Here is a 12378-nt window from a genome sequence, read left to right as displayed (position 1 = left end):
CATGAGCACGCATCCGATCCCCGAAGAAGTGCCCATGCAGGACGACGAAGGCCACGACCTGGCCATCCGCGTGCGCGGGCTGGTCAACCGCTTTGGCAGCCAGACCGTGCACGAAGGGCTGGACCTGGACGTGCGCCGTGGCGAGATCCTTGGCGTGGTGGGTGGTTCGGGCACCGGCAAATCGGTGCTGATGCGCTCGATCCTGGGCCTGCGCGTGCCGGATGAAGGGCAGATCGAAGTGCTCGGCCGCGACGCGCGTGCCGACGACGCCGAGAGCCGCCTGCACATCGAACGCAATACCGGCGTGCTGTTCCAGGACGGCGCCCTGTTCTCGTCGCTGACCGTGGGCGAAAACGTGCAGGTGCCGCTGAAGGAACACCACCGCGAACTGCCCGAGCGCTGGCACTACGAGCTGGCCCTGCTGAAGGTGAAACTGGCCGGTCTGCCCGCCGATGCGATCAACAAGCTGCCCTCGCAGCTGTCCGGCGGCATGCGCAAGCGCGCCGGCCTGGCACGTGCACTGGCGCTGGATCCGCCGCTGCTGTTCCTGGACGAACCCACCGCCGGGCTGGACCCGATCGGTGCGGCCGCGTTCGACCGCCTGATCAAGACCCTGCAGGAAGCGCTGGGGCTGACCGTGTTCCTGATCACCCACGACCTGGACACGCTGTATGCCATCTGCGACCGGGTGGCAGTCATCGCCGACCGCAAGGTGGTGGCCAATGCGCCGCTACCGGAAATCGAGAAACTGGATCATCCGTGGATCCAGGAATACTTCCACGGACCCCGCGCGCGCGCCGCGCGTGGCGAACAGATCGAGAGTGCCTGAGCCATGGAAACAAAAGCCAACTACGTGCTGATCGGCGCGTTCACCCTGATCACCGGCCTGGCCCTGCTGGCCTTCGGCCTGTGGGCCGCCAAGTACTCCTCCGACCGTACCTGGCAGGAATACCGGGTGGTGTTCCGCGAAGCGGTGACCGGCCTGTCGGTCGGCAGCCCGGTGCAGTACAACGGCATCGCGGTGGGCTCGATCACCGAACTGAACCTGGTGCCGGACGATCCGCGCCAGGTGGTCGCACGCATCCGCCTGAACTCGACCACGCCGGTCAAGACCGATACCCGCGCCAAGCTGGCGATCACCAGCCTGACCGGCCCGTCGATCATCCAGCTCAGCGGCGGCACGCCGCAGTCGCCGGCGCTGACCACGGTCAACAAGGATCCGGCGCCGATCATCCCGACCACGCCGTCAGCGCTGCAGAACATCACCGACGTGGCCAACCGCATCGTCGAGCGCATGGACCAGATCCTCAGCGACCGCAACGTCGCCTCGATCAACGCCACGTTGGCCAATCTGGAAACGATCAGTGGCGGCCTGGCCGACCGCGACCAGGGCACGCAGTCGCTGCTGCTCAGCGCGCGCGATGCCGCGCGCAGCCTGGACGCCACCCTGAAGACCACCAACGGCACCATCGAGCGCCTGGACAAGAACCTGGTGCAGCAGCTGCCGGGCATCATCGACAAGCTCGACGCCACCCTGGCCAAGCTGGATTCGGCCGCCGGCAATGCCGATTCGATCCTTGGCGAGAACCGCGCGGCCATCAACAGCTTCGCCAATGATGGTCTGGGCCAGCTCGGCCCGACGCTGGGTGAACTGCGTGGCCTGATCCGGGACCTGCGCCGGGTCAGCGACCGTCTTGAGAACAACCCCGCGCGCTACCTGCTCGGCCGCGACGCCCCGAAGGAGTTCGAACCCAAATGAGCCCGACCACCCTTCCGCGCCTGTTGCTGGCCGCGTCGCTGGCCACCCTGCTGGGTGGCTGCTCGATCCTCGGCAGCGGCGACAAGAATCCCGTCACCCTGTATTCCCCCGCCGTGCAGGTGAAGGTCGACCCCAGCTGGCCGCAGGCCGACTGGCAACTGGTGCTGGCCAAGCCCAGCGCTGCGCGCATGGTCGACAGCCCGCGCATCAACGTGCGGCCGACGCCGTCGGAGCTGGAGATCTACAAGGGTGCCAGCTGGGCGCAGCCGGCCACCGACATGATCGAAGACACCCTGCTGCGTGGTTTCGAGGATTCCGGCCGCATCCACGGCGTGGCCCGCGTCGCCGCCGGCATCCGCGCCGACTACAAGCTGTCGACCGACATCCGTCGCTTCGAATCGGACTACCAGGGCCAGGCAACGCCAACGGTCGTCATCGAGATCAACGCCAAGCTGATCGATGTGACCAACCAGCGCGTGGTCGCCGACCGCACCTTCCGTCAGCTGCAGCCGGTAGGCAGCACTGATGTGTCGGCGGTGGCCGCCGCCTTCGAGCGTGGACTGCAGCAGGTAGCGCAGGACGTGGTGGGCTGGACGCTGACCAGCGGGCAGAACGACAAGCAGACGCTGAAGCGCTGATCGGTTTCCGCTGATTACGCCGGGCCTGGTCCCGCGATGCGGGTAGATCCACGCCATGCGTGGATGAATGCTCCGGGACCTGCGTCAGGTCCGCGGCGTGATCCAGCGGAACGTCAGGTTGATGCGTTCACCCTGCACCCGCGCCATCTTCGGCAGCGCGTGCTGGTAGTGGCGCTGGGTCTGCCCGGCCATCAACAGCAGATCGCCGTGGCCGAGCAGGTACTCGGCCTTGCGCGCAGGATCGTCACGTCGGCGCAGCAGGAACCGTCGCGCCGCTCCGAGGCTCAACGAAGCAATCAGCGGCGCCGGCCCCAGCTCCGGCTCGTCATCGCTGTGCCAGCCCATGTAGTCGGTGCCGCCGCGATAGCGGTTGAGCAGCACGCTGTTGAATCGACCCACGCCCTGCGCTTGCAGCCGGTCGCGCAATGCCCCCAGCACAAGCGGCCACGGATGGGGCACGAACTCGGCGCCGGAATAGCGGTAGCGCGCCTGCAGATCGCCGATCCAGCAGCTCAACCGGGGTGAGTCCACCCAGTTGCCGAACATGCGGATGCGGTGGGTTTCCCAAGGAATTTCCTGTGCCAATGCCTGCTGCAGAGCGTCGGCTTCAGCGGCGGGCAGCCACCCGGTCAGGTGGCGGACGTCGGCGTCTGGCAGGTCATGGGGGAACAGCATTGGCCAACGCTAGCACGGTGACGTTTGCCCCGACGGCCGCCAACGCTGAAAATGGAGAAATGACCGACATCTACGTTACCAAACCCTGCTCACGCGCCCTCCTGAACGAGCACGTGAGATGACCGGCATCAACCTGCGCCGGGTACTGTTCCCGCTGCTGCGCGCGGCCTTTCGGGCGCTGCCGCTGTCACAGGGGCAGCGTGATCGCCTGCGCACCCGCTTTCTGGCCAGCCATGGCGACTGGGTGCCGCCACCGCCGAAAGGACAGCAGGACGCCGGCGGACCGCGCGCCAATGCCCAATTGCGGTGGCGCGCCGACGAACCAGCGATCGGCCACGTCCCCTGGCGCGAAGGCATCCTGCCCTCGCCACTGCCCGCCACCCTGGTGGCGTTCTACCTGCCGCAGTTCCACACGTTCCCGCAGAACGATGCCTGGTGGGGCAAGGGCTTTACGGAATGGCGCAATGTCACCCGCGCCCTGCCGCAGTTCGAAGGCCATGTGCAGCCACGCCTGCCTGCCGACCTGGGCTTCTACGACCTGCGCAATCCGCAGGTGATGCGTGACCAGGCGCGTTTGGCTGCGGAGTATGGCATCGGCGCGTTCTGCTTCTACTACTACTGGTTCAGCGGTCGCACGCTGATGGAAGACCCGCTGCGCCAATGGCTGGACGACGACAGCATCGACCTGCCGTTCTGCCTGTGCTGGGCCAACGAGAACTGGGCACGGCGCTGGGACGGGCGCGACGATGACATCCTGATCGGCCAGCGGCACAGCGCCGAAGACGATCTGGCCTTCATCGCCCACATCGCACCCTATCTGCGCGACCGCCGTGCATTGAAAGTCGATGGCCTGCCGATGTTGCTGGTCTACCGACCCCACCTGCTGCCCGATGCCCGGGCGACTGCCGAACGCTGGCGTCGCTGGTGTCGCGACAATGGCGTGGGCGAGATCCATCTGGCCTACGTTCAAGGCTTCGAGCGCCCCGACCCTCGTGACATCGGATTCGACGCTGCGGTCGAATTCCCTCCAAACATGAGCAACCCTTCCTCGCTGTCGGCGCGGCAGTGGCTGCTCAATCCCGATTTCAATGGCGACGTGCGCGACTGGCGTGAACTGGCTGCCGAGATCAGCGCACGTCCGCTGCCGGACTATCCGCTCTACCCCGGCGTGAATCCGGGCTGGGACAACGAGGCTCGCCGTTCGGGGCGCGGCCGGGTGTACCTGCATGCATCGCCCAGAGGCTATCGTGATTGGCTGCGCAGCACGATCGAGAAACGCCTTGCTGCCGCGCCCACGAACAAGCGCATGGTATTCATCAACGCCTGGAACGAATGGGCCGAAGGTGCAGTGCTGGAACCGGATGCGAGGCTGGGTCATGCGTGGCTGCAGGCCACCCGTGATGCGCTGTCACCGACCGCTGCACCAGTCCAGCAGCCGGCGGTGCATCTCCATGCCTGGTACCTGGAGACGCTGCCGGAAGTCCTGTCTGCACTACACGATGCAGCGCTGCCCTGGCGGATCGTGGTGACCACTCCGGCGCAGCACGTGGACGCAGTGCATCAGGCGCTTGCCGCACATGGCCTGCAGGGCGAGGTCATGGCTGTGGAAAACCATGGCCGGGACATCCTGCCGTTCCTTGAAGTGGCTGAACTGCTGCAGGACCAGCACGATGTGATCCTGAAGCTGCATACGAAACGTTCCAGCCATCGGTCCGATGGCGATCAGTGGCGGCAGGAACTGCTGCAGCGCCTGGTACAGGGCGGGCGAGCCGCACGCATCCACGCTGCGTTCCAGGCCGATCCCAGCTTGGGCATGGTCGTCGCCGAGGGTCACCTGCTGCCGGTTGCCGAGTACGTTGGTGGCAATGGTCCGGCACTGCAACGGCTCCAGGCGCGGATCGGCCTGCACGCTGCAGCAGACGGCAGCCAGTTCGGTGCCGGCAGCATGGGCTGGTGGCGGCTGCGGGCCCTGCGCCCGCTGCTGGACGCACACCTCTACCGAAGCAACTTCGAGGCTGAGCACGGCCAGATAGATGGAACGCTCGCCCATGCCATCGAACGCGTGTTCGGTACATGCTGTGAACACGCCGGACTACGTGTAGCGACAGCGGCCGCATGCGTCGGCGAGCCCGACGCCCACGGCAGCGAATACGCCTACGCCCGACGCAGCTGACCGACAGGAGGGACTGCACACCTCCTGTCGCGGATCAATCAGGCGCGCTTGAAGGCCACGCCCGTCTTTTCCTTCAACTCGCCATCGCCAACTCCGGGCGCGGCTTCCACCAGCACCAGACCGTCATCGGTCACATCGAATACCGCCAGGTCGGTGATGATGCGATCGACCACGCCCACACCGGTCAGCGGCAGCGTGCATTCGGCCAGGATCTTGTGTTCGCCGTTCTTGGCGGTGTGCTCCATCAGCACCACCACCCGTTGTACGCCGGCCACCAGGTCCATCGCACCGCCCATGCCCTTGACCATCTTGCCGGGCACCATCCAGTTGGCCAGGTCACCCTTGTCGGTGACCTGCATCGCGCCAAGGATGGCCAGGTTGACGTGACCACCGCGGATCATCGCGAAGCTGTCATGGCTGCCGAAATAGCTGGCCCCCGCACGTGCGGTGACGGTCTGCTTGCCGGCATTGATCAGGTCTGCATCGACCTCATCCTCGGTCGGGAACGGGCCGATGCCCAGCAGGCCGTTTTCCGATTGCAGCCACACATCCACGCCGTCGGGAATGTGATTGGCCACCAGCGTCGGCAGGCCGATGCCCAGGTTCACGTAGGCGCCATCGGTCAGTTCACGCGCAGCGCGCGCCGCCATCTCGTCGCGGGTCCATGCCATCTCAGTTGCCCTCCGCACGGATGGTGCGCTGTTCGATACGTTTTTCGGGAGTGGGGTTGTGCACGATGCGGTGCACGTAGATACCCGGCAGATGCACCTGGTCCGGGTCGATGCTGCCGACCGGCACCACCTCCTCCACTTCCACGATGCAGACCTTGCCAGCCATCGCACAGGCCGGGTTGAAATTGCGCGCGGTCTTGCGGAACACCAGGTTGCCGGCCTCGTCGGCCTTCCAGGCCTTGACCAGTGCCACGTCGGCGCGCAGCGCGGTTTCCATCACGTAGTGCTTGCCGTCGAACTCACGGGTTTCCTTGCCTTCGGCCACCACCGTGCCATAGCCGGTAGCGGTGAAGAACGCCGGGATACCCGCACCACCGGCACGCAGGCGTTCGGCCAGGGTGCCCTGCGGATTGAATTCCAGCTCCAGCTCGCCGGCCAGGAACTGCCGTTCGAACTCCTTGTTCTCGCCCACGTAGGACGAAATCATCTTCCTGATCTGCCGGGTTTCCAGCAGCTGGCCCAGGCCGAAGCCATCCACGCCGGCGTTGTTGGAGATCACGGTCAGGCCCTTGGCGCCACTGTCGCGCAGTGCGGCGATCAGTGCTTCAGGAATACCGCACAGGCCGAAGCCACCCACGGCCAGAACCTGGCCATCAGCGACCACGCCCTGCAGGGCATCCGCCGCAGAGGCGAAACGCTTGCTGCGCGTGCCGCTGGAAGTCGATTGCTGCATCTCTACTGCCCTACCCGGTGAGAATGCCGCCATTCTAGCGGTACACCCGTTGCCGGCTGGGATGCGCCGCAGCATGAACCAGCATGCCGGGCCCTCAATCCGTAGAATGTCCGCTTCCCCGCTTGCGGTGCCCTCGGCAACGCGTGCTGCAGATGGAGAGGACAGGACGACGCATGGCCGTAGTATTCACCGGAGGGGAACTGTCCCGCTGGCTGGATGCCGGGACACTGGGAAAGGGCAACCACCTCGTTTCGGCAGTGCGTGAACTGCGCTACCAGTCACCGCTGCTGACCGCCCAGCTCGAGGGCTGGCAGGTGTCGATCGACCTGGATGCCAGCGCCCGCACACCGCACAGCCCCCTGCAAAGTCGCTGCACCTGTCCGGTTGGCGGGCACTGCGAGCATGTCGCCGCCGTACTGCTGGCCGCGCTGGCAACCTCCCTGGAGGGTACGCCGGGCCTGCTGCGCCCGGCCGCCAAGCCAACGCTGCCCACCCTGCAGACCCAGGCGATGACGCCGATCCTCCATCTGCACAGCATGGAATACCGTCCCACCTGGCTCACCGAACGCGATGCCTCGCAGTGGCTCGACGTTGCCACCGTCGCTTTCGAGTACGGCGAACACGTGCGTTTTCTCGACGACCCGTCGCTGTTCGTGCATGGCGCCGAGGGCCAGCTCTACCTGCTGCCGCGTGACCTGGCCGGGGAGGCACGGCGTGAAGCGGAATTGCACAGCGTCCACCTGCACCGCGAGCGGCAACCGCGCATCGTGCTGGACGGCGGCGGTCCATTGTTCGAGCTGCGCAGTTTCGACTGGACCCGCTTCCTGCTGGAGGATGTGCTGCGGTTGGAAGCGCTGGGCTGGAAGATCGAGACTGACGATGCCTTCCGCCATCGCATCACCCGGGTGGAGGAGATCGACCTGGATGTGCGGTCGATGTCCACCGACAGCGCTGCGTTCGACCTGGCCCTGACCATCGACGTCGATGGCCGCAGCGTTGCACTGGTTCCGCTGTTGCAGGGCGTACTGCAGTCTGATCCGCGCTGGCTGCGCGGTCAGCTGGACGCGATCGGCGATGACGAGAACGTACTGCTGACGACGGCGGGCAATGAACGCCTGGCACTGCGCGCGGGGCGTCTGAAACCGGTGATCGCGCTGCTGGCGGATCTGTTCGGCGACCACGGGCAACCGCTGCGCCTGCAGGTGCACGACCGCGGGCGCCTGCAGGCACTGCAGGACGCCGCGCAGCTGCGACTGCACAGCAGCAACGATACCCGCGCACGCGTGCAGCGCCTGCTGGACGCGCCGGCGATGACCGCTGTCCCGGCGCCGCAGGGCTTGCGCGCGACGCTGCGCAGCTACCAGCTTGAGGGCCTGTCCTGGCTGCAGTACCTGCGCCAGCAGGGCTTGGGCGGCGTGCTGGCCGACGACATGGGCCTGGGCAAGACACTGCAGACCCTGGCCCATCTCCTGGTTGAAAAGCAGAGCGGCCGCCTGGACAAACCGGCGCTGGTGGTCATGCCGACGTCACTGCTGCACAACTGGCAGAGTGAAGCTGCGCGCTTCACCCCGGATCTGCGCGTACTGGCCCTGCACGGACCCGCGCGTGACACGCAGTTCGATGCCATTGCCGCACATGATCTGATACTGACCACCTATCCCCTGCTCTGGCGCGACGAACAGGCGCTGCAGGCGCATTCCTATCACCTGCTGATCCTGGACGAGGCACAGCAGGTGAAGAACCCCAGATCGCGTGCAGCGGCCACGCTGCGCACGCTGCAGGCCCGTCATCGATTGTGCCTGACCGGCACTCCGCTGGAGAACCATCTGGGCGAGCTGTGGACGCAGTTCGACTTCCTGCTGCCCGGGCTGCTCGGCAGCGAAAAGCAGTTCAACCAGCACTGGCGCCACCCCATCGAGCGCGGCAGCGACCGCCGGCGCGCACAGCTGCTGGCCCAGCGCATGCGCCCTTTCATCCTGCGCCGACGCAAGGACCAGGTCGCCTCCGAACTTCCGCCGAAAACGGTCATCACCCGCACCGTGGCGATGGAAGGCGGCCAGCGCGAACTGTACGAAACCGTGCGCGCGGCAATGGAAAAACAGGTCCGCGAAGCGATCAACGGCAGTGGGTTGGCGCGCAATCACATCGTGGTGCTGGACGCGTTGCTGAAGCTGCGCCAGGTCTGCTGCGATCCGCGTCTGCTGCCGGGCCATGCACCCGCGCGCACTGCCGGCTCGGCCAAGCTGGACCTGCTGCGCGAGATGCTGCCGTCCATGGTCGAAGAAGGACGTCGCATCCTGCTGTTCTCGCAGTTCACCGGCATGCTGGCCCTGATTGCGCAGGCATTGGATGCACTGGGCCTTGCCTACGTGACCCTGACCGGCGACACCCAGAACCGGGTCACACCGGTGCAGCGCTTCATGGACGGCGAGGTTCCCGTGTTCCTGATCAGCCTGAAGGCCGGCGGCGTGGGCTTGAATCTGACCGCCGCCGACACCGTCATCCACTTCGATCCATGGTGGAATCCGGCCGCCGAGAACCAGGCCACCGACCGTGCCCATCGCATCGGCCAGGATCAGCCCGTGTTCGTCTACAAGCTGATCGCCGCGGGCAGCGTCGAAGAACGCATCGCCGAGCTGCAACAACGCAAGGCCGAGCTGGCCGATGCAATCCTGGAGGGTGCTGGTGGTGCAGGTCCTCGCTTCGACGCAGCAGATCTGGAGGCGCTGCTGGCGCCGCTGCCGGGCGCGCCGGCCAAACGCCCTGGCAGGGCCGGCAGGCGGCCGGCGCAGGCCTGATATGGAACGTCAGTCATGTGGCGTTGCCTGGTGGAAACGATTCCCATACAGCCCGAGCGCTACAATTAGAAGCTGAGCTCACCAAAGGATCTGATCGATGCCCCTGCCCGCCTTCAAGGCCTATGACATCCGTGGCCGCGTGCCGGAAGAACTGAACGAAGATCTGGCCCGCCGCATAGGCGTGGCCCTGGCCGCGCAGCTCGCGCCCGGCCCGGTGGTCCTTGGCCATGATGTGCGCCTGACCAGCCTGGCGCTGCAGGATGCGCTGGCATCGGGCCTGCGCGGCACCGGCCGCGAAGTGATCGACATCGGCCTGTGCGGTACCGAAGAGGTGTATTTCCAGACCGATCACCTGGGTGCAGCTGGCGGTGTGATGGTGACCGCAAGCCACAACCCGATGGACTACAACGGCATGAAGCTGGTCAAGGAGAACGCGCGCCCGATCAGCTCGGACACCGGCCTGTTCGCGATCTCCGATGCGGTTGCCGCCGATACCGCGCCCGCCGCCCCGGCCAAGGCTGGGCAGACCGCCGAGCACGACAAGAGCGCCTACATCCAGCATCTGCTGTCCTATGTCGATGTCAGCAAACTGAAGCCGCTGAAGCTGGTAGTGAACGCCGGCAACGGCGGCGCCGGCGCCATTGTCGACCTGCTGGCACCGCACCTGCCGTTCGAGTTCATCCGCATCTGCCACGAACCCGATGGCAACTTCCCCAACGGCATCCCCAATCCGCTGCTGCAGGAGAACCGCGCCGCGACCGCTGAGGCGGTTCGCGAGCACGGCGCCGACTTCGGTATTGCCTGGGACGGCGACTTCGACCGTTGCTTCTTCTTCGATCACAGCGGACGCTTCATCGAGGGCTACTACCTTGTCGGCCTGCTGGCCAAGGCGGCGCTGGACCGCAACCCGGGCGGAAAGATCGTGCATGACCCACGCCTGGTCTGGAACACCGTGGAAATGGTCGAGCAGGCAGGCGGCGTGCCGGTGCTGTGCAAGAGCGGCCACGCTTTCATCAAGGAGAAGATGCGCGCAGAGGATGCGGTATACGGCGGCGAAATGAGCGCCCATCACTACTTCCGCGAATTCGCCTATGCCGACTCGGGAATGATCCCCTGGCTGCTGATCGCGCAGCTGATTTCCGAAAGCGGCCGCTCGCTGGCCGACTGGGTGGAGGACCGCATGGCGGCGTACCCGTGCAGTGGCGAGATCAACTTCAAGGTCAGCGATGCGAAGGCGTCCGTGGCCCGCGTGATGAACCACTTCGCCGCGCAGTCGCCGGCGCTGGACCATACTGATGGAATCAGTGCCGACTTCGGCAACTGGCGTTTCAACCTGCGCAGCTCCAACACCGAGCCATTGCTGCGCCTGAACGTGGAATCCCGCGGAGATGCAGCGCTGATGCAGGCGCGTACCGATGAAATCGCCGCGCTGTTGAAAGCCTGAGCAGAGACGTCCCGATGAACACCATCCAGCCCGTCATCCTCTCCGGTGGTTCCGGTACCCGTCTGTGGCCTCTGTCGCGCGAGGCGTACCCCAAGCAGTTCCTGCCACTGGCCGGTGAGCTGACGATGCTGCAGGCGACCTGGCAGCGTGTGGCTCCCATTGCCAGCCATGGCCCGTTGGTCATTGCCAACGAAGAGCACCGTTTTGTTGCTGCCGAACAACTGCAGCAGGTCGGTGCCGAACCGGCCGCGATCATCCTCGAGCCGGTCGGCCGCAACACTGCCCCGGCGATTGCCGTGGCCTCACTGGAAGCGACCCGCGATGGTGCCGACACACTGTTGCTGGTGCTGCCCTCCGATCACGTGATCACCGATGAAGCCGCCTTCCGCGCGGCGGTGCAGGCGGCGGCCAGCGCCGCTGAAGCCGGCAAACTGGTCACCTTTGGCATCGTGCCGTCCGGTCCGGAAACCGGCTATGGCTACATCAAGGCAGCCCATGGCCAGGGCGTACGCGCGGTCGAGCGTTTCGTCGAAAAGCCCGATCTTGAAACCGCCACCGGCTACGTGGCCAGTGGCCAGTACTACTGGAACAGCGGCATGTTCCTGTTCAAGGCCTCGCGCTACCTGCAGGAGCTGGAACGCCTGCAGCCGGCCATGTTGTCGGCCTGCCGCACGGCATGGCAGGGCGCGCGCCGCGATGCGGACTTCACCCGGTTGGACAAGGACGCGTTCACTGCGGTGCCGTCAGATTCGATCGACTATGCGGTGATGGAAAAGACCGCCGATGCCGTCGTCGTGCCCTTGGATGCCGGCTGGAACGATGTCGGCTCCTGGACCGCACTGCGCGATGTATCGCAGCAGGATGGCGACGGCAATGCGCACCAGGGTGATGTGATCGCCATCGACTGCCGCAACACCTATGCCTATGGCCAGCGCCTGGTGGCGATGGTCGGGCTCGATGATGTCATCGTGGTCGAGACCGACGATGCGGTGCTGGTCGGCAAGGCCGACCGCATGCAGGAGGTCAAGACAGTGGTGGCGAAGTTGAAGGCCGACGGCCGCAGCGAAGCGACCTGGCACCGCAAGGTCTACCGCCCATGGGGGGCCTACGACTCGATCGACAACGGCGAGCGTTTCCAGGTCAAGCGCATCACGGTCAAGCCGGGCGGTACGTTGAGCCTGCAGATGCATCACCACCGTGCCGAGCACTGGATCGTGGTCAGCGGCACGGCTGAGGTCACCCGTGGCGATGAAGTAATCCTGCTGAGTGAGAACCAGAGCACCTACATCCCGCTGGGGGTGACCCATCGCCTGCGCAACCCGGGCAAGCTGCCGCTGGAACTGATCGAAGTGCAGTCAGGCAGTTATCTCGGAGAGGATGACATCGTCCGGTTCGAGGATACGTACGGGCGCAGTTGACCCGTCGCCCTGCGGTGCATGCCGACCGTGGGTCGGGGTGGGTGCCGACCGTGGGTCGGCACGCCGCCG

General features: G+C 65.9%; 10 protein-coding genes. 7 read left to right on the top strand and 3 right to left on the bottom strand.

Going from position 1 to position 12378, the window contains the following annotated elements; genetic code table 11:
- Position 1 precedes the first annotated feature (1 nt).
- From QP457_RS03015 to QP457_RS03005, 3 genes are read left to right on the top strand one after another with little or no spacing between them, the layout of a single operon-like run.
- Complete coding sequence (locus tag QP457_RS03015) at positions 2 to 829, top strand: ABC transporter ATP-binding protein (RefSeq protein ID WP_180166702.1); 828 nt, start codon at positions 2 to 4, stop codon at positions 827 to 829.
- Positions 830 to 832: 3 nt separating this feature from the next.
- Positions 833 to 1759 (top strand): MlaD family protein, encoded by a 927-nt coding sequence (locus QP457_RS03010; RefSeq protein ID WP_025878489.1) that lies wholly within the window; start codon positions 833 to 835, stop codon positions 1757 to 1759.
- Positions 1756 to 2397, top strand: a complete 642-nt coding sequence (locus QP457_RS03005) for an ABC-type transport auxiliary lipoprotein family protein (protein ID WP_205405331.1) — start codon at positions 1756 to 1758, stop codon at positions 2395 to 2397. Before QP457_RS03010 ends, QP457_RS03005 begins: the two co-directional genes overlap by 4 nt.
- An 84-nt stretch (positions 2398 to 2481) precedes the next feature.
- Here QP457_RS03005 and QP457_RS03000 read toward each other — a convergent pair whose 3' ends face one another.
- A complete protein-coding gene (locus QP457_RS03000; protein ID WP_205405332.1) occupies positions 2482 to 3072 on the bottom strand; it encodes an alpha-ketoglutarate-dependent dioxygenase AlkB in 591 nt (196 codons plus the stop codon).
- 118 nt (positions 3073 to 3190) lie between these two features.
- On the opposite strand from QP457_RS03000, the gene QP457_RS02995 reads away from it, so the two are divergent.
- Entirely contained in the window at positions 3191 to 5245 is a 2055-nt protein-coding gene (locus tag QP457_RS02995) for a glycoside hydrolase family 99-like domain-containing protein (RefSeq protein ID WP_205405333.1), read from the top strand.
- 38 nt (positions 5246 to 5283) lie between these two features.
- On the opposite strand, the gene QP457_RS02990 is transcribed toward QP457_RS02995, so the two are convergent.
- Both QP457_RS02990 and QP457_RS02985 read right to left on the bottom strand, forming a co-directional pair.
- Positions 5284 to 5916: a CoA transferase subunit B gene (locus tag QP457_RS02990; protein WP_205405334.1), complete on the bottom strand. Its 633-nt coding sequence runs from the start codon at positions 5914 to 5916 to the stop codon at positions 5284 to 5286.
- A 1-nt stretch (position 5917) separates the two neighbouring features.
- Positions 5918 to 6649: a CoA transferase subunit A gene (locus QP457_RS02985; protein WP_100551502.1), complete on the bottom strand. Its 732-nt coding sequence runs from the start codon at positions 6647 to 6649 to the stop codon at positions 5918 to 5920.
- 173 nt (positions 6650 to 6822) lie between these two features.
- Between QP457_RS02985 and QP457_RS02980 the strand changes: the two genes are divergently transcribed.
- The 3 genes from QP457_RS02980 to QP457_RS02970 all read left to right on the top strand — a co-directional run bounded on the left by QP457_RS02980 (position 6823) and on the right by QP457_RS02970 (position 12309).
- On the top strand, positions 6823 to 9447 hold the full coding sequence (locus QP457_RS02980) for a DEAD/DEAH box helicase (RefSeq protein ID WP_205405335.1): 2625 nt from the start codon (positions 6823 to 6825) through the stop codon (positions 9445 to 9447).
- A gap of 97 nt (positions 9448 to 9544) precedes the next feature.
- Complete coding sequence (locus QP457_RS02975; RefSeq protein ID WP_180166697.1) at positions 9545 to 10891, top strand: phosphomannomutase; 1347 nt, start codon at positions 9545 to 9547, stop codon at positions 10889 to 10891.
- A gap of 14 nt (positions 10892 to 10905) precedes the next feature.
- The gene (locus QP457_RS02970) at positions 10906 to 12309 is read left to right on the top strand and encodes a mannose-1-phosphate guanylyltransferase/mannose-6-phosphate isomerase (protein ID WP_180166696.1); all 1404 of its coding nucleotides are present in this window, start codon (positions 10906 to 10908) and stop codon (positions 12307 to 12309) included.
- The last annotated feature ends 69 nt before the right edge of the window (positions 12310 to 12378 follow it).

This window comes from Stenotrophomonas sp. As-7 (genome assembly GCF_030291015.1).
In the GTDB taxonomy this organism is placed as follows: Bacteria; Pseudomonadota; Gammaproteobacteria; order Xanthomonadales; family Xanthomonadaceae; genus Stenotrophomonas; species Stenotrophomonas lactitubi.
Note: the sequence above shows the minus strand (reverse complement) of the source record. Positions and strands in the feature narration are given on the sequence as shown.